Origin of the sequence: Streptomyces sp. GDS52 (assembly GCF_052246875.1) — a bacterium.
GTDB classification, from domain to species: domain Bacteria; phylum Actinomycetota; class Actinomycetes; order Streptomycetales; family Streptomycetaceae; genus Streptomyces; species Streptomyces cathayae.
Window position 1 is genome coordinate 4314294 of the sequence record NZ_CM125966.1, and the last position, 23570, is coordinate 4337863.

The 23570-nt window shown below is 72.6% G+C and carries 20 protein-coding genes; 14 read left to right on the forward strand and 6 right to left on the reverse strand.

Annotation, left to right across the window (positions count from 1 at the left end; genetic code table 11):
• Position 1 precedes the first annotated feature (1 nt).
• The gene (locus tag ACTWJ9_RS19800) at positions 2-1390 is read left to right on the forward strand and encodes a cystathionine beta-synthase (protein ID WP_384211979.1); all 1389 of its coding nucleotides are present in this window, start codon (positions 2-4) and stop codon (positions 1388-1390) included.
• 434 nt (positions 1391-1824) lie between these two features.
• On the opposite strand, the gene ACTWJ9_RS19805 is transcribed toward ACTWJ9_RS19800, so the two are convergent.
• Positions 1825-2253: a hypothetical protein gene (locus ACTWJ9_RS19805; protein WP_279338028.1), complete on the reverse strand. Its 429-nt coding sequence runs from the start codon at positions 2251-2253 to the stop codon at positions 1825-1827.
• A 249-nt stretch (positions 2254-2502) separates the two neighbouring features.
• Here ACTWJ9_RS19805 and ACTWJ9_RS19810 point away from each other — a divergent pair, with 249 nt between their 5' ends.
• Entirely contained in the window at positions 2503-3345 is an 843-nt protein-coding gene (locus ACTWJ9_RS19810; RefSeq protein WP_279335574.1) for a MurR/RpiR family transcriptional regulator, read from the forward strand.
• A gap of 142 nt (positions 3346-3487) precedes the next feature.
• Positions 3488-4069, forward strand: a complete 582-nt coding sequence (locus tag ACTWJ9_RS19815; protein WP_279335575.1) for a hypothetical protein — start codon at positions 3488-3490, stop codon at positions 4067-4069.
• Between the two features lie 37 nt (positions 4070-4106).
• Here ACTWJ9_RS19815 and ACTWJ9_RS19820 read toward each other — a convergent pair whose 3' ends face one another.
• A complete protein-coding gene (locus tag ACTWJ9_RS19820; protein ID WP_443294516.1) occupies positions 4107-5597 on the reverse strand; it encodes a diaminopimelate decarboxylase in 1491 nt (496 codons plus the stop codon).
• Between the two features lie 125 nt (positions 5598-5722).
• On the opposite strand from ACTWJ9_RS19820, the gene hutU reads away from it, so the two are divergent.
• From hutU to hutI, 4 genes are all read left to right on the forward strand, one after another.
• Positions 5723-7465 (forward strand): urocanate hydratase, encoded by a 1743-nt coding sequence (gene hutU / locus ACTWJ9_RS19825; protein WP_279335577.1) that lies wholly within the window; start codon positions 5723-5725, stop codon positions 7463-7465.
• Between the two features lie 119 nt (positions 7466-7584).
• Positions 7585-8787, forward strand: a complete 1203-nt coding sequence (locus ACTWJ9_RS19830; RefSeq protein WP_443294517.1) for an allantoate amidohydrolase — start codon at positions 7585-7587, stop codon at positions 8785-8787.
• On the forward strand, positions 8784-10142 hold the full coding sequence (locus ACTWJ9_RS19835; RefSeq protein ID WP_443294518.1) for a formimidoylglutamate deiminase: 1359 nt from the start codon (positions 8784-8786) through the stop codon (positions 10140-10142). Before ACTWJ9_RS19830 ends, ACTWJ9_RS19835 begins: the two co-directional genes overlap by 4 nt.
• Before the next feature lie 104 nt (positions 10143-10246).
• Entirely contained in the window at positions 10247-11416 is a 1170-nt protein-coding gene (gene hutI / locus ACTWJ9_RS19840) for an imidazolonepropionase (protein ID WP_279335580.1), read from the forward strand.
• A gap of 25 nt (positions 11417-11441) precedes the next feature.
• On the opposite strand, the gene ACTWJ9_RS19845 is transcribed toward hutI, so the two are convergent.
• Together ACTWJ9_RS19845 and ACTWJ9_RS19850 are read right to left on the reverse strand one after the other, a co-directional pair.
• Positions 11442-13028, reverse strand: coding sequence for a ricin-type beta-trefoil lectin domain protein (locus tag ACTWJ9_RS19845; protein ID WP_443294519.1), 1587 nt, complete (start codon positions 13026-13028; stop codon positions 11442-11444).
• A 207-nt stretch (positions 13029-13235) separates the two neighbouring features.
• Entirely contained in the window at positions 13236-14165 is a 930-nt protein-coding gene (locus tag ACTWJ9_RS19850; protein WP_279335583.1) for an RNA polymerase sigma factor SigF, read from the reverse strand.
• A gap of 239 nt (positions 14166-14404) precedes the next feature.
• On the opposite strand from ACTWJ9_RS19850, the gene ACTWJ9_RS19855 reads away from it, so the two are divergent.
• Together ACTWJ9_RS19855 and ACTWJ9_RS19860 are read left to right on the forward strand one after the other, a co-directional pair.
• The gene (locus tag ACTWJ9_RS19855) at positions 14405-14782 is read left to right on the forward strand and encodes an STAS domain-containing protein (RefSeq protein WP_279335584.1); all 378 of its coding nucleotides are present in this window, start codon (positions 14405-14407) and stop codon (positions 14780-14782) included.
• A gap of 308 nt (positions 14783-15090) precedes the next feature.
• Positions 15091-15666, forward strand: a complete 576-nt coding sequence (locus ACTWJ9_RS19860) for an ATP-binding protein (RefSeq protein WP_279335585.1) — start codon at positions 15091-15093, stop codon at positions 15664-15666.
• A gap of 124 nt (positions 15667-15790) precedes the next feature.
• On the opposite strand, the gene ACTWJ9_RS19865 is transcribed toward ACTWJ9_RS19860, so the two are convergent.
• Positions 15791-17287, reverse strand: a complete 1497-nt coding sequence (locus ACTWJ9_RS19865) for an oligopeptide:H+ symporter (protein ID WP_279335586.1) — start codon at positions 17285-17287, stop codon at positions 15791-15793.
• 512 nt (positions 17288-17799) lie between these two features.
• Between ACTWJ9_RS19865 and ACTWJ9_RS19870 the strand changes: the two genes are divergently transcribed.
• Together ACTWJ9_RS19870 and ACTWJ9_RS19875 are read left to right on the forward strand one after the other, a co-directional pair.
• On the forward strand, positions 17800-18477 hold the full coding sequence (locus ACTWJ9_RS19870; protein WP_279335587.1) for a response regulator transcription factor: 678 nt from the start codon (positions 17800-17802) through the stop codon (positions 18475-18477).
• A 38-nt stretch (positions 18478-18515) separates the two neighbouring features.
• Positions 18516-19787, forward strand: a complete 1272-nt coding sequence (locus tag ACTWJ9_RS19875) for an ATP-binding protein (protein WP_279335588.1) — start codon at positions 18516-18518, stop codon at positions 19785-19787.
• A gap of 59 nt (positions 19788-19846) precedes the next feature.
• Here ACTWJ9_RS19875 and ACTWJ9_RS19880 read toward each other — a convergent pair whose 3' ends face one another.
• Positions 19847-20407 (reverse strand): GtrA family protein, encoded by a 561-nt coding sequence (locus ACTWJ9_RS19880; RefSeq protein WP_279335589.1) that lies wholly within the window; start codon positions 20405-20407, stop codon positions 19847-19849.
• Between the two features lie 215 nt (positions 20408-20622).
• On the opposite strand from ACTWJ9_RS19880, the gene ACTWJ9_RS19885 reads away from it, so the two are divergent.
• Genes ACTWJ9_RS19885 through ACTWJ9_RS19895 form a run of 3 tightly spaced genes read left to right on the forward strand, consistent with a single transcriptional unit; the run spans position 20623 to position 23488 of the window.
• Positions 20623-21762 (forward strand): 5-(carboxyamino)imidazole ribonucleotide synthase, encoded by a 1140-nt coding sequence (locus ACTWJ9_RS19885; protein ID WP_279335590.1) that lies wholly within the window; start codon positions 20623-20625, stop codon positions 21760-21762.
• Positions 21759-22289, forward strand: a complete 531-nt coding sequence (gene purE / locus ACTWJ9_RS19890) for a 5-(carboxyamino)imidazole ribonucleotide mutase (protein ID WP_279335591.1) — start codon at positions 21759-21761, stop codon at positions 22287-22289. Before ACTWJ9_RS19885 ends, purE begins: the two co-directional genes overlap by 4 nt.
• A 5-nt stretch (positions 22290-22294) precedes the next feature.
• Positions 22295-23488, forward strand: coding sequence for a dipeptidase (locus tag ACTWJ9_RS19895; RefSeq protein ID WP_443294520.1), 1194 nt, complete (start codon positions 22295-22297; stop codon positions 23486-23488).
• The last annotated feature ends 82 nt before the right edge of the window (positions 23489-23570 follow it).

A 23570-nucleotide genomic window follows, 5' to 3' on the forward strand; every position in this document is an offset into this window, starting at 1 on the left:
GGTGCGATTCCACGACTCGATGATCAGCCTCGTCGGCGACACCCCGCTCGTGAGGCTCAACAACGTCACCAAGGGCATCGGGGCGACCGTCCTGGCCAAGGTGGAGTACTTCAACCCCGGCGGATCGGTGAAGGACCGCATCGCCCTGCGCATGATCGAGGCGGCGGAGAAGAGCGGAGAGCTGCAGCCGGGCGGCACCATCGTCGAGCCGACCAGCGGCAACACCGGGGTCGGTCTTGCCATCGTGGCTCAGCAGAAGGGCTACAAGTGCATCTTCGTCTGCCCCGACAAGGTCTCCCTGGACAAGATCAACGTGCTGCGGGCGTACGGGGCGGAGGTGGTCGTCTGCCCGACCGCCGTCGACCCCGAGCACCCCGACTCCTACTACAACGTCTCCGACCGGCTGGTCCGTGAGACGCCGGGAGCCTGGAAGCCGGACCAGTACTCCAACCCCAACAACCCGCTCAGCCACTACGAGTCCACCGGACCGGAGCTGTGGGAGCAGACCGAGGGGAAGATCACCCACTTCGTGGCCGGAGTCGGCACCGGCGGCACCATCTCCGGGACCGGGCGCTACCTGAAGGAGGCCAGCGAGGGCCGCGTCAAGGTCATCGGCGCCGACCCCGAGGGCTCCGTCTACTCGGGCGGCTCCGGGCGGCCGTACCTGGTGGAGGGCGTGGGTGAGGACTTCTGGCCCACCGCCTACGACCGGACCGTCGCGGACGAGATCGTCCCCGTGTCCGACAAGGACTCCTTCCAGATGACCCGGCGCCTCGCCAAGGAGGAGGGCCTGCTCGTCGGCGGATCGTGCGGCATGGCCGTCGTGGCGGCGCTGCGGGTGGCCGAGCGGCTCAGCGAGGACGACGTCGTGGTGGTGCTGCTCCCGGACAGCGGGCGCGGTTACCTCAGCAAGATCTTCAACGACGAGTGGATGGCCGACTACGGCTTCCTCGAGGACGCCGGCCCGAGCGCCCGCGTCGGCGCCGTCCTCGACCACAAGGAGCACGGTCATATCCCGTCCCTCGTGCACATGCACCCCGACGAGACGGTCGGACAGGCCATCGAGGTGCTGCGCGAGTACGGCGTCTCGCAGATGCCGGTCGTCAAGCCGGGCGCCGGCCACCCGGACGTGATGGCCGCCGAGGTCGTCGGCTCGGTGGTGGAACGGGAGCTGCTGGACGCGCTGTTCAGCAAGCATGCCTCGCTCGAGGACCCGCTGGAGAAGCACATGTCCGCCCCGCTGCCGCAGGTCGGCTCCGGTGAGCCCGTCGCGGACCTGATGGCCGTGCTGGGCGAGGCGGACGCGGCGATCGTCCTGGTCGAGGGCAAGCCGACCGGTGTGATCAGCCGCCAGGACCTGCTGTCCTTCCTCGCCAAGGGCGGGAACTGACGGCCGGCCGGTGGCGGCCTTCGGCGAAGCGCCGGCGAAGCACCGGTGAACCGGCCGTGCACGCCGTGGAGCGCCGGTGAACCGGCCGTGCACGCCGTGGAGCGCCGGTGAACCGGCCGTGCACGCCGTGGAGCGCCGGGGAGCAGAGCCGTACGCGGTCTCCGCACGTGATCTTCGTGGACTTCGCGGAAGCGGTACGCGGGCGTCATGTGCGCGCAGCACGCGCTTAACACCGGTCCGGCAGAGTGAGGGGTGTCGGCGTCGAGGACCTCCGGAGCGGCTCCCGGACCTCCACGGACGCCAGGACGCGCGGCCTGGCCGGCCCGCGTCCCCGCGCGGGGACCACCGTCGTCCCGCCCCCCGGTGACGGGGGTGCGGTGGTCCCCGCGTCCAGTCCTTCCGCGGTCGTCCCCGGCGGCGGTCCGTCCGTCTGCTCAGTCCTCCCAGGCGTCGTCCGGCTCCTGCCGCCGGCGGTGGCCGCCGAACAGGCCGGGGTTGACGCGTGCGGCCTGGACGACGTTCACGCCGACGATGCCCAGCCAGGCGACCACCAGACCGGACAGGTGGCCCACGCCCCCGCCGATCGCGGACAGCGGCACCGCCAGGACCAGGGAGACGATCCCGAAGCCGAAGCGCTCGCCCCAGCTGTCCGTGGCCTTCGGTGCCCGGGAGTCCCGGGCCACCGTCATCTGCTGTTCGGCGAGCTGCCGGCGCACCCGGCGCTCCACCGCGCCGTCGATGCGCTGGTCGACCTTCTCCAGGAACGAGTCGACCAGCGCGGACTCGTACTCGTCGCCCAGTTCCCTGCGGGCCTGCAAGGTGGCGTTGAGTTCCTTCTTCAGCTCGGCGTCCCGCGCGTCCATTCCGCTCATGCGATCACGGTAGGCAGGCCGACGGCCCATGGCACTGGGGGTAGCCCCCGTTGCCGGCGGGGGGTCCGCAGGGGCCCGGCGCCCGCTTCGTGGCCCGTTCCCGGTCGTGTTCGCCCTCCGTTCGCCTGTATAACGGCATACAGGAATCGCGGTGTGTGAATAGGCGGAGGAACCGGCCGAGTAACAGACCGAGGGAAGACCGAGGGAAGACCGAGGGACAGGTCGAGGGGGAGCCACGTCATGAGCGTCACCGAGGGCCCGGGCGCGCGCCTGCAGGCGCTCTTCGAGGGGCACCGGCTGACGCCCACGCAGCGGCGCATCGCGCACAGCATGGTGCGGCGCGCCGCCGACGTCCCGTTCCTGTCCAGCGTGGAACTGGCCGAACTGGCCGGGGTCAGCCAGCCCTCCGTGACCCGGTTCGCCGTCGCCCTGGGCTTCGACGGCTACCCCGCGCTGCGGCGGCATCTGCGCGAGGTCGCGCCCACCGGGACCACGCCGGAGACCGGCCCGTACAACGAGTACCAGCAGGCCGTCGAGGCCGAGATCGAGAACCTGCGGCACCTCGCGGAGGTGCTGGCCGATCCGGAGCCCGTGCGGCGGGCGGGACGGATCCTCGCGGACAGCAGGCCGCTGCCCGTGCTCGGGCTGCGCGCGGCGGCGGCGCAGGCCCACGGCTTCGCCTACTTCGCCGCCAAGGTCCACCCCGACGTGCGGCTGCTCAACGAGGGCGGCAGCATGCTGCACGACCGCATCGACGCCGCTGCCGGGGCCGGTGCCGGAGCCCTGCTGTGCTTCGCGCTGCCCCGGCACCCCCGCGAGGTCGTCGACGCCCTCACACACGCCAGGGAGACGGGGCTGACCGTCGTCACCGTCGCCGACTCCGCCTTCGCGCCGGTCGCCAAGGTCTCCGACCTGCTGCTGCCCGCCGCCGTCGGCACCGGGCTCGCCTTCGACACGGCGTGCGCGCCGATGCTGCTGGGCCGGGTGCTGCTGGAGGCGATGTGCGACGACCTGCCCGACGCGCAGGCCCGGCTGGAGGAGTTCGACACGAAGGCGGCGGCCCGCGGCCTGTTCGTGGACTGACGGCGGGGGCGAGGCGGGCAGGGCGGGGGAGGAAGGGGGAGAGCAGGGGGCGGTGTCTCAGACTTCTCTCACGTCGGTTCACTACCCTGCGTCCCGGGACCCTACGGACGCTCCACTGACGTGGGACGGGAGGCTGGACGTGATGCGCGGAGGACAGGGGCTGGCCCGGGTGGCCGTCGTCGTACGGGCGGGGGCCGCCCCGCTGTGGTGGCTGGGCGTGTTCGCGGCGGGCATCGGGGTGCTGGTGCCGGGGCTGACCGGCCGCCGGATCGGTGTGCTGGCGGGGGCCGCGCTGTTCCTCGTGGCCATGGCCGTGGTGGCGTCCACGCGGCGGGGGCGGTACCGCGCGCTGGCCCGGCCGGCGGTCCGGGCGGGCAAGCACGACGCTCTCCAGGACCGTGCGGTCAGCGTGCGCAACTGGCGTCGCGGCCACCGCTGGTGGCTGCTGCTCGCCTTCCTCGCCGCTCTGGGCGGCTCGTTCGCGCTGCCCGCGGCGGGCGGTCTGCTGCTCGCCGGGTGCGGGGCCGGCCTGTGGTGGAAGGCGTCCTGGATCGGTCGCCTGGAGGAGGCCGACCAGAGTCTGCTGTGGGTCCGCGTCGACTGGCTGGGCGCGGGCGCGGGCAGCCCGGCCGGCAAGGCGGTCAAGGCGTACCGCACCACCGGTATCGCGGCGGGCGACGCGACCCCGGGCGGGGCCCGCCGCCGCGCCTCGGCCCTGTCCTGACCCGGGCCGGGGGCCGGGCGGTCGAGGGGCCGGACGGTCAGGAGATCAGGGCGTCCGCGTGGGCACCGCCCGATTCGGCCACGATCTCCTCGAGGCTCTGGGCCGGGCGCACGAGTGCGAACGTGACCCGGCCGGGACCGTCGGCGGTGAAGCCGTGGACGGCCGGGCGGGGGAGCGAGTTGTACGCGTAGTGGTGGGCGAAGAAGTACGCGCCCGTGTCCAGGGCCGCCGCGTAGTCGCCCTGCTCCAGCAGGGGCAGCGCCTGTCCCCGGGCGAGCAGGTCGCCCGCGAAGCAGGCCGGCCCCGCCACGTCCTGCACCACCGCGGGGCCCTCCTTCGGCGACCCCTCGGCGTCGTACGCGGCGATCCTGAGCGGCCACGCGGTCGGCGCGTACACCGTCCGGGTCGCCACCTGCACGCCCGCGTGCGTCACCGCGACCGGACGTCCGCCGGCGCTCTTGGCGTACTCCACCCGGGCGACGACCGTGCCGTGCTTGGCCAGCAGTGACCGCCCGAACTCGGTGACCAGCCCGTACCGCCCGTCGAACAGTCCGGGCACGGTCTCCTTCAGCAGCCGCGCGTACCGCGCGTACGTCGGGCTGGTCGCGTCGGAGGCGAAGTCCACCGGCAGGCCGCCGCCGATGTCGACGGTGTCGATCTGCCGCCGCCCCGCACGCCGGTTGATCTCCTCCGCCAGCGCGTACGCCTCCGCCACACCCCTCGCCATCAGGGGCAGCGCGATGCCCTGGGAGCCAGTGTGCGCGTGCAGCCGGGTCAGCCACGGCCGGTCCAGGCAGGCCCGCACGACCCACTCCCGCGCTCCCTCGTCGCGCAGCGCCACCCCGAACTTCGAGGTCGCCGTGGCGGTGGACAGCGCCTCGATGGCGCCACCCCCGACCTGCGGGTTCACCCGGAGGCCGAAGGAGGAGCGGGAGGGGGTGAGACCGGCCGGCCGCGCCGGGGTGTCGGCCAGCAGGGCGTCGATGCGCGCCAGCTCCTGCGGGTTGTCCGCGTTGACGGCGATGCCCAGCGACAGTGCCTCCCGCAGCTCGGCCGGTGTCTTGGCGGGCGAGTCCAGCACCGTCCGCTCCGGGGGCACCCCCGCCGCCCGCGCCAGTGCCAGCTCGCCGGGGCTCGCCACCTCCGCCCCGATGCCCTCCGTGTGCAGCAGCCGCAGCACCGGCACCAGCGGGGTCGCCTTCACGGCGAAGGCGTGCAGCACGGGTGTGCCGGGCGGTGTCACCGCCGCGAAGGCCGCCCGCAGCTCGGCCGCCGACTCCCGGATGCCGGTGACGTCGAGCAGGGCCACCAGGGGGCGGCCGGGGCCGAGCAGCCCCTGTTCCACCGCGGCCCGCACCGCCGCCTCCCGCCGGGCCGCCCGCCCGGCTCCCGCCCCGGTTCCGCCGTCCGGGCCGCCCTCGTCGCCCGGCCCGCCCTCGTCATGAGCCACCGCTTCCCTCGCCTCCTCGGCGTGCGCGGTCTTCTCGGTCTCCTCGGCGTGCTCGGCCTTCTCCATGCCAGTGCCCATATGCCCAGCCAAACACCGCCCGGCGGCCCGCGCCGACACCCCGGCCGTATTGACTAGCTCTATTCAGGCTGCGAATGTGTGAATATCTGCAGTAAGGGCGGGAGCACGTCACCAGGAGGCGGACCATGTCAGGACCCCGAGTCGTCCGAGCACCGCGCGGCACCGGACTGAGTACCCCGGGCTGGCCCCAGGAAGCCGCTCTGCGCATGCTGCAGAACAACCTCGACCCGGAGGTCGCCGAACACCCCGACCGGCTCGTCGTCTACGGCGGCACCGGGAAGGCGGCCCGCGACTGGCGCTCCTTCGACGCCATGGTCCGCACCCTCAGGACCCTGAAGCAGGACGAGACGATGCTCGTCCAGTCCGGCCGTCCCGTCGGCGTCATGCAGACCCACGAATGGGCCCCGCGCGTCCTCATCGCCAACTCGAACCTCGTCGGCGACTGGGCCAACTGGGAGGAGTTCCGCCGCCTGGAGGCCCTCGGTCTGACCATGTACGGGCAGATGACCGCCGGCTCCTGGATCTACATCGGCACCCAGGGCATCCTCCAGGGCACCTACGAGACGTTCGCCGCGGTCGCCGCCAAGAAGTTCGGCGGCACCCTCGCCGGGACCATCACCCTGACCGCCGGCCTCGGCGGCATGGGCGGCGCCCAGCCGCTCGCCGTCACCATGAACGACGGCGTCGCGATCTGCGTCGACTGCGACCCCCGGGCCATCGACCGCCGCATCGCGCACCGGTACCTGGACGTGCGGGCCGACTCCCTCGACCACGCCCTGCGGCTGGCCACCGAGGCCCGCGACGCCCGCCGGCCGCTCTCCATCGGCCTCCTCGGCAACGCCGCCGAGGTGCTCCCGCAGCTCCTCGCCCTGGGCGCCCCCGTCGACATCGTCACCGACCAGACCTCCGCCCACGACCCGCTGGCCTACCTGCCCGCCGGGATCGCCTTCGAGGACATGGCCGACGCCGCCGCCAAGGACCCGGCCGGCTTCACCGCCCGCGCCCGCCGGTCCATGGCCCGGCACGTCGAGGCGATGGTCGGCTTCATGGACGCCGGGGCCGAGGTCTTCGACTACGGCAACTCCATCCGGGGCGAGGCCGAACTCGCCGGATACGACCGGGCCTTCGCCTTTCCCGGCTTCGTCCCCGCCTACATCCGCCCGCTGTTCTGCGAGGGCAGGGGCCCCTTCCGCTGGGCCGCCCTGTCCGGCGACCCCGCCGACATCGCGAAGACCGACCGGGCCGTCCTCGAACTGTTCCCGGAGAACGAGTCCCTGGCCCGCTGGATCCGGCTGGCCGGTGAACGCGTCCACTTCCAGGGCCTGCCCGCGCGCATCTGCTGGCTCGGGTACGGCGAGCGGGACAAGGCCGGCGAGCGGTTCAACGAGATGGTCGCGAGCGGCGAGCTGTACGCCCCCGTGGTCATCGGCCGCGACCACCTCGACTGCGGCTCCGTCGCCTCCCCGTACCGCGAGACCGAGGCCATGCTCGACGGGTCCGACGCGATCGCCGACTGGCCCCTGCTCAACGCCATGGTGAACGTGGCGTCCGGGGCCTCCTGGGTCTCCGTCCACCACGGCGGCGGCGTCGGCATGGGCCGCTCCCTGCACGCCGGCCAGGTGACGGTCGCCGACGGCACCCGCCTGGCCGGCGAGAAGATCCGGCGCGTGCTGACCAACGACCCAGGGATGGGCGTCATCCGGCACGTGGACGCCGGGTACGACATCGCGGACTCGGTAGCGTCGGAACGAGGGGTGCGCGTGCCGATGCGCGAGGGTCACGAAGGCCGCGAGGGCCGCGAGAACCGCGAAGGCCGTGAGGGCCGTGAGGGCCGCGAAGGCTGTGAGAACGGGAGCGAGGGCGCGTGACCCACGACGAGAGCGGGACCCACGGCACCCCACCGACCTCACCGGCCCCAGCACCGAGCCCATCGGCCCCAGCGACGAGCCCGCCGACCTCACCGGCCCCACCCCCCACCTTCCAGGCGATGTGGCGCGATCTGCTCCCCCTCGGCCGTCACCCCGGCACCGGCGGCTACCGGCGGTACGCCTGGACCGGCGCCGACGCCGAATGCCGGGCCTGGTTCGCCACCCAGGCCGAACTGCGGGGGCTGCGCCACGAAGTGGACCGGAACGGGAACCAGTGGGCCTGGCTGGGCGACCCCGCCGACGGGGACGCCGTCGTCACCGGGTCCCACCTGGACTCCGTGCCGGACGGCGGTGCCTTCGACGGGCCCCTCGGAGTCGTCTCCGCCTTCGCCGCCCTCGACGAACTGCGCCGGAGAGGAACGTCGTTCAGCCGTCCCCTCGGCATCGTCAACTTCGGCGACGAGGAGGGCGCCCGCTTCGGGCTCGCCTGCGTCGGCTCGCGGCTCACCGCCGGCCGGCTCACCCGCGCGCAGGCGCACCGTCTCACCGACGGCGACGGGACCCCCCTGCCTCGGGCGATGGAGGCCGCCGGCCACGACCCCGACGCCATCGGCTTCGACCCCGAACGGCTCGCCCGCATCGGCGCCTTCGTCGAACTGCATGTCGAACAGGGCCGGGCCCTCGACCTGTCCGGCGACCGGGTCGGCATCGCCAGTGCCATCTGGCCGCACGGCCGCTGGCGGTTCGACTTCCGTGGCGAGGCCAACCACGCCGGCACCACCCGCCTCGCCGACCGCCGCGACCCCATGCTGCCGTACGCCGAGACCGTCCTCGCCGCCCGCCGCGAGGCCGAACTCGCCGGTGCCGTCGCCACCTTCGGCAAGATCGCCGTGGAACCGAACGGCGTCAACGCCATCCCCTCCCTGGTGCGCGGCTGGCTCGACTCCCGCGCCGTCGACCAGCCGGGCCTGGACGCCGTGGTCGCCGCGGTGGAGAAGGCGGCCCGCGAGCACGCCGCCGCCCACGGCGTGGAGCTGGACGTGGTCCGCGAGTCCCGCACACCCGTCGTCGAGTTCGACCACGCCCTGCGTGACGAACTCGCCCGCATCCTGGGCCGCGACCGCACGGCGCCCGTCCCCGTCCTCGGTACCGGTGCCGGACACGACGCCGGAATCCTCTCCGGAAGCATCCCGACCGCCATGCTGTTCGTGCGCAACCCCACAGGCGTCTCGCACTCCCCGGCCGAGCACGCCGACGAGGACGACTGCGTGGCCGGGGTGCTCGCCCTCGCCGACGTACTGGAAGGACTGACCGGCACGTGACCACCGCACGGACGTACTGGCTGGAGCACGCCTGGCTCGGCACCCCACGAGCCGGGGGGATCTCCATCGAGCCGGGTGTCGCCGTCGAGGTCGCGGACGGGCGCATCACCGCCGTCCGCCCGGGGACGCCCGCCCCGCCGCACGGCGCCGAGGCGCTGCGGGGCCTGACGCTCCCCGGCCTGGCCAACGCCCACAGCCATGCCTTCCACCGCGCGCTGCGCGGCACCGTCCAGGTGGGCTCGGGGACTTTCTGGACCTGGCGCGAGGTCATGTACTCGGTCGCCGACCGGCTCACCCCCGAGAACTACCACCGGCTCGCCCGCGCCGTGTACGCCGAGATGGCCCTCGCCGGCATCACCGCCGTCGGCGAGTTCCACTACGTCCACCACGCGCCCGGCGGCACCCGCTACGCCGACCCCAACGTCATGGGCGAGGCCCTCATCGCGGCCGCCGCCGAGGCCGGCATCCGCATCACCCTCCTCGACGCCGCCTATCTGTCCGCCGGCTTCGGCGAACCGCCGGGCACCCACCAGCTCCGCTTCTCCGACGGCACCGCGGAGGCCTGGGCCGCACGCTGTTCACTTCTCAAGGAACGGGATCACGCGCGGATCGGTGCCGCCGTCCACTCCGTACGGGCCGTGCCCGCCCGCCAGTTGGCGACCGTGGCACGCTGGGCCGAGGAGCGGCGGGCCCCGCTGCATGTGCACCTGTCGGAGCAGACCGCCGAGAACGAGGCCTGCCTGGAGGCGCACGGCCGCACCCCGGCCCGCCTCCTCGCCGACCACGGCGTGCTCGGACCGCGCACCACCGGCATCCACAACACACACCTCACCGACCAGGACATGACGCTGATCGGCGGCAGCGGCACCGGCACCTGCATGTGCCCCACCACCGAACGCGACCTCGCCGACGGCATCGGCCCCGCCGCCTCCCTCCAGCGCCGGGGCTCCCCGCTCTCCCTCGGCTCGGACAGCCACGCCGTCATCGACCTGCTGGAGGAGGCGCGCGCCCTGGAGCTCGACGAGCGCCTGCGCACCCGCACCCGCGGCCACTGGACGGCGAACGCCCTGCTGCGGGCGGCCACCGCCGACGGCCACGCCGCACTCGGCTGGGAGCGGGCGGGCACCATCGAGCCCGGAGCGCTCGCCGACCTGACCACCCTCACGCTGGAGTCGGTCAGAACCGCAGGGCCACCGCCCCGACTCGGCGCCGAGACGGCCGTATTCGCCGCGACGGCGGCCGACGTACGGCACACGATCGTGGCCGGACGGCACGTCGTACGCGACGGGGCGCACACCCTCGTCCCCGATGTGCCGCACGCCCTCGCGCAGGCGATCGCGGCACTGAGCGACTGACCAACGGGCGCCTGAACATCGGCCACCTGACCATCGAGAGCCCGGACAACGAGCGTCTGAGCACGCCTCCCGGCCCCGCCCCCGCCGCCACCCACGAGGACGTCATGAGCAGCACCGCCATCGTCAACATCGCCACGCTGGTCACCAACGATCCCTCCCTCGGTGACTCTCCCCTCGGCCTGGTCCGGGACGCGGCCGTCGTCATGGACGGCGACCGCATCGTGTGGACCGGTGGAACAAGCAAAGCACCCGCCACTGACAACCGGGTCGACGCCGAGGGCCGGGCGGTGATCCCGGGCTTCGTCGACTCGCACTCCCACCTGGTCTTCGCGGGCGACCGCACCGAGGAGTTCAACGCCCGGATGTCCGGCCGCCCCTACAGCGCGGGCGGTATCCGCACCACCGTCGCCGCCACCCGGGCCGCGAGCGAGGCGGAACTGGAGGCGAACCTGACCCGTCTGCTCACCGAGGCGCTCCGCCAGGGCACCACCACCCTCGAGACCAAGTCGGGCTACGGCCTCACCGCCGAGGACGAGGCCCGCGCCCTGCGGCTGGCCGCCCGCCACACCGACGAGGTCACCTACCTCGGCGCCCACATCGTCGCCCCCGAGTACGCCGACGACCCGGCCGGCTACGTCGCCCTGGTCACCGGCGCGATGCTGGACGCCTGCGCGCCGCACGCCCGCTGGATCGACGTCTTCTGCGAGAAGGGCGCCTTCGACGGCGACCAGGCGCGCGCGATCCTCACCGCGGGCCGGGCGAAGGGCCTGCACCCGCGCGTCCACGCCAACCAGCTCTCCCACGGTCCCGGCGTCCAGCTCGCCGTCGAACTCGACGCGGCCAGTGCCGACCACTGCACCCACCTCACCGATCCGGACGTCGACGCCCTGGCCGGCAGCCGCACGGTGGCGACCCTGCTGCCGGGCGCCGAGTTCTCCACCCGGGCCGAGTGGCCGGACGCCCGCCGGCTGATCGACGCGGGCGTCACCGTCGCGCTGTCCACGGACTGCAACCCGGGGTCGTCCTTCACGTCCTCGGTGCCGTTCTGTATCGCGCTCGCCGTGCGGGACATGGGGATGACACCCGACGAGGCCCTCTGGTCGGCCACCGCGGGCGGCGCCGCGGCCCTGCGGCGCACCGACATCGGCCGTCTCACCCCCGGGGCCCGCGCCGACCTCGTCCTCCTCGACGCCCCGAGCCATGTCCACCTGGCCTACCGCCCCGGCGTCCCGCTGGTCGGCGGGGTGTGGCGGCGCGGCGTCCGCGCGCTCTGATCCGGCCCGATCCGAACGAGAGGCTCTAAACCCCGGCCCGCCACCGCTGGTCCGCCCGCCCCGCCTCCCCGGCCAGGGACACCGAGCCGCCCCCGGCCGGTGTCACCGCGTGGTCCGGAGCGATGGCCGGGCGGATCACTCCCCGGGCGTCGACGGCGAAGCGCAGGTTCTGTCCGTTGCGCCCGTCCACCGAGTCGCACTCCCAGATGCCGACCCCCCGGCCCACCGCGCCCCGGCTGTCCAGGCAGTAGTCGGAGTCGGCGTAGGACTGCAGCACACCGCGCCCCGCGTCGACCCGCCACCGCTGGGAGCGGGAGGAGTCGCAGGGTGCGGTGACCACGTCCGTGCGGTTCTCCAGGTCACCGTCGATGTCCAGGCACAGGCCCGACGCCAGATTCACCACCTGCGCGTACCCGCCGCCCGGCGGAGGGTACGCGGGGGTGGCGGACGGCGTGGGAGGCGGTGTCGGGGACGGCGTGGGGTGCGGGGTGTCCGACGGGCGGGGCGTCCCGGTCTTCGAGGGGGACGGCGCGGGGGAGTGCGTCGCGGAGACGGTGGGGGGCGGTGAGGGGGTGGCGGTCACGGTCACCGGCGGCGGGACCGCCAGGGTGGGGCCCGGTCCTGAGGCGTGCTCGGCCGGTGTGCCGCCCGGTGACCACAGCAGGAGGAGCAGCGGCACCACGGCCACGCCGAGCGCCGCCGAGGCCAGCACCAGACGCCGGGACAGCGGCCCCGTCCCGCCCGCGGCACCGGGACCGCCCGCGGCACCCAGGCCGGCCGACGGCTCGGCGGGCCCCGGCCGGGGTGCGGTGTACGACGTGCCCGCCCACGGCAGCAGCCCCTCGGCCAGGGTGGTGCGCGGTGCTTCCCGCAGGGCGCGCTGTTCCTCGTACGCCGCGACGCAGTGCCCGCAGCGGGCCATGTGGGTGTTCAGGTCGGCGCTGTCGCGGGGGCCGTCGGGCCGTACCGCCTCCTCGATGAGCCGGCGGAAGTCGACGCACCGGGGATCGTCCGAGGCGGCCAGCCGGGACCGCAGACAGGCCCGGCCCAGTGACTGCAGCGCGGGCCGGGTGTCGTAGGCCACGTCCTGAGGGGCGAGGCCGAGAAACGTCGCCGTACGGTCCGCGGGTTCCTGTTCCACGATGCCGTACCAGATGAGGCCCTGCGCCCGGTACGGCAGTGTCCGGAAGGCGGCGAGCATGGACGGGACCGGGCCCTCGGGACCGGACGCACTCAGCACGAGGTGCAGTCCGGGGTCGAGCCCGCCGGCCCGCCCGTCGGTGGCCCAGGTCGCTGCCGTCCGGGCGGTCAGCAGCAGGAGCCGGTGGCGCAGGGGGCCGCCGGGATCGGTGCCCCGGGCGGTCTCGCGGGCGGCGTCCGTGAAGGCCTGCGCGGCGAGTTGACGCGCGCCGGAGTCGCCCGTGGTGCACCGGCGGGCGTAGGCGAGCACGGACGGGCCGTGCCGGGCGCGGAGTTCCTGAAGCGCCGCGTACGCGGCCGGGGTGTCGGCGCGCAGCGACTCGGTCAGCCGGATGTCGGACGCGCCCGCGTACGCACCCGGGTGTCCGTCACCGGCTCCGTCGCCGTGGACGGTTCTGTCCCCCCGATCCATGAGCTGCCTCCTGAAGGCATGTCCGGCGGACCCGTCGTCCTGACATACCGGCCGGTCTGGGCGTGCCCATAGTGGAGGAAGAAGGCCCGCGGGGAAAGGGGTGACCGCGGGTAACGCGTCGCGCCCCGCGCCCTGTCGGCGCCGGAGACCCCTCGCGGGTACCGGGCGCCGACAGGGCGCGGGGCGCGGGCTGTCGATCCCCGACCGTCACTCCTCCACGGTCAGCGCCTTGCGCAGCCGCGCCAGCGTGCGCGACAGCAGCCGGGAGACGTGCATCTGTGAAATACCCAGCTCCTCGCCGATCTCCGACTGGGTCATCCCGGCGACGAAGCGCAGCGAGAGGATCGTCCGGTCGCGCGGCGGCAGTTCGGCGATCAGCGGCTTCAACGACTCGACGTACTCGATGCCTTCGAGTCCGTGGTCCTCGTAACCGATCCGGTCCGCCAGCGCGCCCTCGATGTCGTTCTCCTCCGGCTGCGCGTCCAGCGAGGAGGCGGTGTAGGCGTTCGACGCCGCCATGCCCTCGACGACCTCGTCCTTGGAGATGCCCAGGCGCTCGGCCAGTTCGGCCACGGTCGGGGACCGGTCGAGCCGCTGGGCCAGCTCGTCGCCGGCCTTGGCCAGGTCGAGCCGGAGTTCCTGCAGCCGGCGCGGTACGCGCACGGACCACGAGGTGTCACGGAAGAAGCGCTTGATCTCGCCGATGATGGTCGGCATCGCGAAGGTGGGGAACTCCACACCGCGCGACAGCTCGAAGCGGTCGATGGCCTTGATCAGACCGATGGTGCCGACCTGGATGATGTCCTCCATCGGCTCGCTGCGCGAGCGGAACCGGGAGGCGGCGAACTTGACCAGGGCCAGGTTCAGTTCGACGAGCGTGTTGCGTACGTACGAATATTCGCGGGTGCCTTCCTCCAGCGACTCCAGCCGCTCGAAGAGGCTCTTGGACAACGCCCGCGCGTCGACCGGGTCCACCTCGTCATAAGGGGGGATCTCCGGGAGGCCGGCGAGGAGGCCGTCGTCCGGGGCGACACCCATGTCGTCCTGCTCGATGGGAGCCAGATGTTCCGGAGGGAGTGTCGACGTCGCTTTCTGGGTACGCGATGCGTCGAGCCGGGGTGACATGATGTCCTCCATCGTTCTCGGCATATGGCTGCCGATGCCGTTACGTGCACTGCGGTGTGCGGCGCCTCCAAAGCCGGCCGTGTCGGGTACGTGTCCTTACTAGCCCTACCCGTTTCCATGAACTCACCGCAAGTGAGTTCTGTTGCCATATGTCCGTTTGTGGCCGATTGTTCGGCTGTCGAAGTGCGGCGGCAGGGCGTAAAGTTCGACAACGTCAGCAGCAGTTACGACCGGTGGGAGAGAGAGTCGGCATGGACCGCGGGACGGTCGGCAGCGCACAGTCGGGCCGGCTTCTGGTGGAGGTTCGGGAAGAGGGCCTCAGTGCCGTCGTGACTCCGGCGGGTGAGTTGGATCACCACACCGCCGATCTGTTGCGTGAGCCGCTGGAGGAGTGCCTCGCCAAGGGGTTCAGTCGGCTTGTCGTCGACTGCTCCGGGCTGGATTTCTGCGACTCCACCGGGCTCAACGTGCTGCTCGGTGCCCGGTTGAAGGCGGACGCCGCGGGAGGCGGGGTGCACCTCGCGGGGATGCAGCCCGTGGTCGCACGCGTGTTCGAGATCACCGGGGCGGAAGCGGTGTTCACCCTTCACGACAGCCTCGAGGCGGCTCTCGCCGACGATTCCGGATGACCGCGCGGGCAGGCCGGCGCCACCCCGGGGCGGGTCCCGGGACCGGCGTTCTCCTCCCGGCGCGGTTTTCTCCGCGCCCCGCGACGGGTTCCTCCCCGCGTCACGCTCCGTGTCACCTGTCTGCCGTCGCGCCTTCCTCGTGCGAACACGGAAGTGTTCCCGGGGGCGCTCCGGGCAGGAGACAAGCTGAATGTGTCCGCCGTCATGGTCGCGGGGACACCGGGAACCGGACGATCCCGCACCGTACGACTGACTGAAGACGGATCATTTGAAACCATGAACTGGTGAATCGGTGAGGTGAAGCGCTGATGAGCACCACCCGGCCCCATCCGGCGGGCGACCGCGGTCCGGAGCCCAGCGGCGCTCCCGGGGGCGGCGTGCCGACGGCGAGCGGGTCCGAAGAGGTGGCCGTGCCGTCCGGATCGTCGTCCGGGCCGGCGGGACCGTCGTCCGGACCCACGGGTTCGCCGGGCGGGCGTCAGGTCCGTCGGCTGAGCTTCGACGACCAGAGCGGCGTCGTGCCCCTCGCCCGTGACTTCACCCGCCAGGCGCTGCACGCGTGGGGCTGGCTGCCCGCCGCCACCGCCGACCGGCGGGCCGCCGCCGAGGACGTCCTGCTCGTGGTGTCCGAACTGGTCACCAACGCCTGCCTGCACGCCGAGGGGCCCGACCAGCTGGGCATCGTCTGCGACAACAAGATGATCCGGCTCGAGGTCACCGACCGGGGCGCCGGCCAGCCGACCCCGCGCACCCCGCACCGGTCGGGCCGGCCCGGTGGCCACGGCATGTTCATCGTCCAGCGGCTCTGCCTCGACTGGGGGGTCGTACGCACCCCGGGCATCGCGGGCAAGACCGTGTGGGCGGAACTCGGGGCACCCGCCTGAGCGGACGGCGGCACTCCCGCCCCGCCCGCTGTACGAACGCCCGGAGGGCCCCGCGTCCACGGTATGTGGACGCGGGGCCCTCCGTCGCGAGACGGCGGCCGGTGAACCGGCCGGGCTCAGCAGGTCAGCGGACGTCGCCCATGAGCGACTTGACCTTGCTGCGGTACATCCACACCGCGACACCGGCGGCCACGGCGAGGGTGGCCTCCATCGCGACGACGCCCGACCCGTTCAGGTCGACGCCGGCGATGGAGAGCAGGCCGGTGGTGGCGTCACCGGCGGTGACGGCCAGGAACCACACGCCCATCATCTGCGAGGCGTACTTCACGGGCGCCATCTTCGTGGTGACCGACAGCCCGACCGGGGAGAGCAGCAGTTCACCGACGGTCTGGGTGAAGTAGATCGCCACCAGCCACATCGCCGCCGCCTTGTGACCGCCCTCGGCGATGGACAGCGGGGCGAGGAACAGGAAGAAGGACGCGCCGACCAGCACCAGACCGGAGCCGAACTTCACGATCGTGCTGGGCTCCTTGCCTCGCCGGTTCAGCGCCAGCCAGAACCAGGCGAAGACCGGGGCCATCGCCATGATCAGGACCGGGTTGACCGACTGGTACCAGGAGACCGGGAACTCCCAGCCGAAGACGCTGTTCTCGGCCGACGAGTCGGCGAAGATCGCCAGGGTCGAGCCGCCCTGGTCGTAGATCATCCAGAAGATGGCCGCGGCCACGAAGAACCAGATGTACGCGGACATCTTCGACTGCTCGGCCTGGTCCAGGTCCCGGTCACGCTTGATCCGGACCAGCACCAGCACCGGAATGATCACGCCGAGCAGCGTCAGCGGGACCAGGATCCAGTTCAGGGTGTAGTTGCCGGAGAAGCCGAGGACGGCGTAGGCGACGACGGCGACGCCGGCCCAGAGGGCGGCCTTGCGCAGCGTGGAGGACTTCTCCGCGGCGGACAGCGGCTTGGGCACGACGCTGGAGTGCGCGGCGAGGTGACGGCTGCCCAGCAGGAACTGGAGCACTCCGAGCCCCATGCCCACCGCGGCGAGCGCGAAGCCCAGGTGCCAGTTGACGCTCTCACCGACGGTGCCGATGATCAGCGGCGAGAAGAAGGCACCGAGGTTGATGCCCATGTAGAAGATGGTGAAGCCGCCGTCACGGCGCGGGTCGTCCGGACCGTCGTAGAGCTGGCCGACCATCGTGGAGATGTTGGCCTTCAGCAGACCGGAACCGAGGGCGACCAGTCCGAGGCCCGCGTAGAAGGTGCCGGCGGACGGCAGGGCCAGCGTCAGGTGGCCGAGCATGATGACCGCGCCGGCGACGGCGACGGTCTTGCGCGGGCCCAGGACCCGGTCGCCGAACCAGCCGCCCGGCATCGTGAGCAGGTACACCAGCGACAGGTACACCGAGTAGATGGCCGTCGCCGTGCCGGCGTTCAGGCCCATGCCGCCCGGGGCGACGAGGTACAGCGGGAGCAGAGCTCGCATGCCGTAGTAGGAGAACCGCTCCCACATCTCGGTCATGAAGAGAGTGGCCAGTCCGCGGGGGTGGCCGAAGAAGGTCTTCTCGGAACCGGGGGTGCCGGGTGAGACCGAGTCCTTCGTCAGGCTGGACGCCATGGTCGTTCCTTGCTGGTCGGGACGCGACGCGCGAGCGGGTACGCGCCCGGTGGGGGGCAGCCGGCACCGGCGGGCCGTGCCGTCCACCCCACGCCCCGGGGGAGTCCGCTCCGGATCACGCAGCGGGGGACGGCGACCACCGGGATCCACGCCTCTACGCGCGTCAATGTGCGTATCGGCCCGGCCATAGGTCATTGCTTACGAGGCCGGCGGGAAGCCGGCCGGCACGCAAAAGAGACCTTCAGCGGCAACTGCGCCAAAGGTCCCCGTGGTGCAACAGGCGTTGGTTCACCATACGGCAGGACAGTGCCCGATATGGAAGGACTTGAGACGGGGATCACAGGTTCGAGGGGAACCTTGATCACTCATTCGAAGGTTATTTTCCGGATCGCACCCCACAGTTCCAGGTCCCTTTCGCGGGTCCCCGAGGGGGGAGACGGGTGCGCGCGCGGTGCGGACCGGTCGTCGTGATCACGCCCCGGACCGTGTCGCGACGGGACTACCATCAGTGCATGACCCGTGTACTGCTCGCCGAGGACGACGCGTCCATCTCGGAGCCGCTGGCCCGCGCCCTGCGCCGGGAGGGCTACGAGGTGGAGGTGCGTGAGGACGGACCCAGCGCGCTCGACGCGGGCCTGCAGGGCGGCATCGACCTGGTGGTGCTGGACCTCGGGCTGCCCGGCATGGACGGCCTGGAGGTCGCCCGCCGGCTGCGTTCCGACGGCCACACGGTTCCCATCCTGATCCTGACCGCGCGCGCCGACGAGGTGGACACCGTCGTCGGTCTGGACGCCGGTGCCGACGACTACGTCACCAAGCCGTTCCGGCTCGCCGAACTGCTCGCCCGGGTACGGGCCCTGCTGCGGCGCGGTGCCACCGAGCCGCAGCCGCCGCCCGCGACCCACGGCGTGCGCATCGACGTCGAGTCGCACCGGGCGTGGATGGGCGAGGAGGAACTCCAGCTCACCGCGAAGGAGTTCGACCTGCTACGGGTCCTGGTCCGGGACGCGGGCCGGGTCGTCACCCGCGACCAGCTGATGCGCGAGGTCTGGGACACCACCTGGTGGTCGTCCACCAAGACCCTGGACATGCACATCTCCTGGCTGCGCAAGAAACTCGGTGACGACGCGGCCAACCCCCGCTACATCGCGACCGTCCGGGGCGTGGGTTTCCGCTTCGAGAAGAGCTGAACCCCGCCACCGCAGGGGGTTCTTTCAGGTAAGAGGTCATGCGCCGCCGACTGATCCAGTCCACGCTCGCCGTGGTGCTCGTGGTGATCGCCGTCTTCGGCGTGTCCCTGGTGATCGTGGAGACCCGCACCATCAGCGAGAGCGCCAGGGAGCGGGTCGAGTCCGAGGCCGTACGGCTGGCCAGCATCGTCGACAGCCGGCTGCTCGTCGAGGAGAAGGTCACCGCCGAGGTCCTGAGCGACCAGATCACCGAGGACCGCTACGCCGTCATCCGCATCCCCGGCAGGGCGCCCATCGAGGTGGGCGACAAGCCCGACGGCGACGTCATCAGCGCCACGGCCCCGGGCGAGGAGGGCGAGACGGTCACCGTCCAGGAGCCGCGCTCCTCGGTGACCCGGGAGGTCGGCCGTACGCTGCTGATCATCGGGCTGGTGGCGCTGCTGGCGGTGATCGCCGCGGTGCTGCTGGCGGTCCGCCAGGCCAACCGGCTCGCCTCCCCGCTGACCGACCTCGCGGAGACCGCCGAGCGCCTCGGCTCGGGCGACCCGCGCCCCCGCCACCGGCGGTACGGCGTCCCCGAGCTGGACCGGGTCGCGGACGTGCTGGACTCCTCCGCCGAGCGCATCGCCCGCATGCTGACCGCGGAACGGCGACTGGCCGCCGACGCCTCCCACCAGCTGCGCACCCCCCTCACCGCCCTGTCCATGCGCCTCGAGGAGATCACCCTCACCGACGACCCGGACACGGTGAAGGAGGAGGCGACCATCGCGCTGACGCAGGTGGAACGCCTCACGGACGTGGTGCAGCGGCTGCTGACCAACGCCCGCGACCCGCGCAACGGCTCCGCGGTCACCTTCGAACTCGACGAGGTGATCCAGCAGCAGCTCGCCGAGTGGCGTCCCGCCTACCGCGGTGTCGGCCGTGCCGTCGTCAGCTCCGGCAAGCGGAACCTGCGGGCGGTGGGCACACCGGGCGCGGTCGCCCAGGTGCTGGCCGCCCTGATCGAGAACTCGCTCATGCACGGCGGCGGCACGGTCGCCCTGCGCACCCGGGTCACCGGCAACCAGGTCGTCGTGGAGGTCACGGACGAGGGCCCCGGGGTGCCCGCGGAACTGGGTGCCCGCATCTTCGAACGGGCGATCAGCGGCCACAACTCCACCGGCATCGGCCTCGCGGTCGCCCGGGACCTCGCGGAGGCGGACGGCGGCCGGCTGGAGATGCTCCAGGCCAAGCCCCCGGTCTTCGGCCTGTTCCTGTCCCGTACCCCGCCGCGGAAGTCCCGGGACGAGGACCGCCGCACGGTCAGGTAGCGGACGGAACGGGCGGTCCGAGAAGGGGGGCGGGCGGACGAGGCCGGGGCCGTCGGCGCCTACGGCACGCGCTGCCGGGCGGGCGGCTTCGCCCCGCCCCTGGCGACGGGGCCCGCGCCCACTGCCGCCGCGCTCCCGGCGCCCGGCTCGCGGGCCGGCAGCGCGCGGAACACCCATGTGCGGTAGGACCAGAAGCGGAACAGGGTGGCGACACCGATGCCGAGGAACTTGAAGACGTTGCTCTGCAGCGGGCTGTCCCAGCCGAACCCGTACGTCGCCGTGTACAGCAGACCGTTCTCGATCACCAGACCGACCACGCTGAACAGCAGGAAGAGCGACATCTCCTTGGTGCGTCCGGACCTGTCGCGGTCCCGGTAGGTGAAGTAGCGGAAGCCCAGGTAGTTGAAGACGATCGCGACGACGGTCGCGATGATGCTCGCCCGTACCACCGGGAGGTCGGTCACCTGCCGGACCAGGTTGAACACGAGGAGATTGACCAGCAGCCCGGCCCCGCCGACCGCGCCGAACTTCACGACCTCACGGACGAGCCGATCGAGGCGGTGGCGCACGGTGCCGCGCGGGGCCGGGGCTGTCGAAGGCCCCGAGGAACCGCGTCCCATGGTCGTGCCGGCCCCCGTCCGTAGTGTGGCGTCAGAGTGGCGTCAACCACACCATGCTAACCACCCCTTCCCGTGATCTTCCTGCGGACGGCCCTCCCGGCCGCAGACCGTCCGGGAACGACCGGTGAAAGGCCGGGGAGCGCGGGCCGACCGACGGAGGGGGCCGGAAACCGTCGTGGAACCGGCCACCGTGGCTCGACCGATATCCTGGGGGTGTGACGTTCCCGGTAATCGGCATGGTCGGCGGGGGGCAGCTCGCTCGTATGACACACGAGGCGGGCATCCCGCTCGGCATCAGGTTCAAACTCCTCAGTGACACTCCGCAGGATTCCGCGGCGCAGGTCGTCGGCGATGTCGTCGTCGGCGACTACCGCGACCTGGACACGCTGCGCGCCTTCGCGCGCGGCTGCGACGTGATCACCTTCGACCACGAGCATGTGCCCACCGAGCACCTCAAGGCCCTGGAGGCCGACGGCATCCCCGTCCGCCCCGGCCCTGACGCGCTGGTGCACGCCCAGGACAAGGGCGTGATGCGCGCGAAGCTCGACGCGATGGGCGTGCCCTGCCCGCGGCACCGCATCGTCGCCGATGCCGAGGACGTCGCCGCGTTCGCGGCGGAGGGCGCGGGCTTCCCGGTCGTCCTCAAGACCGTCCGCGGCGGCTACGACGGCAAGGGCGTGTGGGTCGTCGACTCCGCCGAGGAGGCCGCCGAGCCCTTCAGGGCCGGCGTCCCGGTGCTGGCCGAGGAGAAGGTCGACTTCGTACGCGAGCTGGCCGCCAACGTGGTCCGCTCCCCGCACGGCCAGGCCGTCGCCTACCCGGTCGTCGAGTCCCGGCAGGTCGGCGGCGTCTGCGACACGGTGATCGCCCCCGCCCCCGGCCTCGACGAGGACCTCGCGCTGCGCGCCGAGGAGATGGCGCTGACGATAGCCAAGGAACTCGGCGTCGTCGGCCATCTCGCCGTGGAGCTGTTCCAGACCCGCGACGGGCGCGTCCTGGTCAACGAACTCGCGATGCGCCCGCACAACTCCGGCCACTGGTCCATGGACGGCGCGATCACCTCCCAGTTCGCCAACCACGTCCGCGCCGTCCTCGACCTCCCGCTCGGCGACCCGCGCCCGCGCGCCAGGTGGACGGTCATGGCCAACGTCCTCGGCGGCGACTACCCCGACATGTACTCCGCGTACCTGCACTGCATGGCCCGCGACCCCCAGCTGAAGATCCACATGTACGGCAAGGACGTGAAGCCCGGCCGCAAGGTCGGCCACGTCAACACCTACGGCGACGACCTGGACGACGTGCTGGAGCGCGCCCGTCACGCAGCCGACTACCTGAGAGGCACGATCACCGAATGAGCCCCAGCCCCGTGGTCGGCATCGTGATGGGTTCGGACTCGGACTGGCCGGTGATGGAGGCCGCGGCCAAGGCCCTCGCCGAGTTCGAGATCGACCACGAGGTCGACGTCGTCTCCGCGCACCGCATGCCCCGCGAGATGATCGCCTACGGCGAGCAGGCTGCGGACCGGGGACTGAAGGTGATCATCGCGGGTGCGGGCGGCGCGGCCCATCTGCCCGGCATGCTCGCCTCGGTCACCCCGCTGCCCGTGATCGGCGTCCCGGTGCCGCTGAAGCACCTCGACGGCATGGACAGCCTGCTCTCCATCGTGCAGATGCCGGCCGGCGTCCCGGTCGCCACCGTCTCGGTGGCCGGCGCCCGCAACGCGGGTCTGCTGGCGGTCCGCATGCTCGCCGCCCACGACGAGGAACTCCTCGGCCGGATGCGGGAGTTCCAGCAGGACCTCAACGACCAGGCCACGGAGAAGGGCAAGCGCCTGCGCGCCAAGGCCGAAGGCTCCGGCAACGGCTTCGGCTTCGGGAAGTGAGCCCCGTGACCACTCCCGACGGTGCCTCGCTCGACGCCGCCCGCGCCCTCCTCGCCGACTTCCCCGTCGTGGACGGGCACAACGACCTGCCCTGGGCACTGCGCGAACAGGTCCGCTACGACCTCGACGCCCGCGACATCGCCGACGACCAGTCCGCGCACCTGCACACCGACATCCCCCGGCTGCGCGCGGGCGGCGTGGGCGCCCAGTTCTGGTCGGTGTACGTCCGCGCGGACCTGCCCGACGCGGTGCCGGCCACCCTGGAACAGATCGACTGCGTACGGCAGTTGCTGGCCCGGTACCCGCAGGACCTGGCGCCCGCGCTGACCGCAGCCGACCTGGAGGCCGCGCGCGGACAGGGCCGTATCGCCTCGCTGATGGGAGCGGAGGGCGGCCACTCCATCGCCAACTCCCTCGGCACCCTGCGCGGGTTGTACGACCTCGGCGTGCGCTATCTGACCCTCACCCACAACGACAACGTGGACTGGGCGGACTCGGCGACGGACGAGCCCGGTGTGGGCGGCCTGTCGGCGTTCGGCCGTGAGGTGGTCCGCGAGATGAACCGGCTCGGCATGCTGGTCGACCTCTCGCACGTCGCCGCCACGACCATGAGGGACGCGCTGGACGCCACGTCCGCGCCGGTGATCTTCTCCCACTCCTCCGCCCGCGCGGTCTGCGACCACCCGCGCAACGTCCCGGACGACGTACTGGAGCGGCTGCCCGCCAACGGCGGTGTCGCGATGGTGACGTTCGTGCCGAAGTTCGTGCTCCAGGCGGCGGTCGACTGGACGGCCGAGGCCGACGAGAACATGCGCGCCCACGGTTTCCACCACCTGGAGACCACCGCGGAGGCGATGAAGGTGCACGCGGCCTTCGAGGAGCGCCGCCCGCGCCCGGTCGCCACCGTGGCCACGGTGGCCGACCACCTGGACCACATGCGTGAGGTGGCCGGCGTCGACCACCTCGGCATCGGCGGCGACTACGACGGCACCGCCTTCACCCCGGACGGCCTGAACGACGTCTCCGGCTACCCGAACCTGATCGCCGAACTGCACGACCGCGGCTGGTCCAGGTCCGACCTGGCCAAGCTGACCTGGCAGAACGCGGTACGGGTCCTGGGCGACGCCGAGGACACGGCCCGGGAGCTCCGGGCGACCCGTGGACCGTCCCACGCGACCATCGGGTCGCTCGACGGCTGAGCACGCCGGCGCACCGGCGCACCTGAACGGGGGCGGAGGGCGGGTACGTACCCGCCCTCCGCCCCCGTTTCCCGTCCCCGCC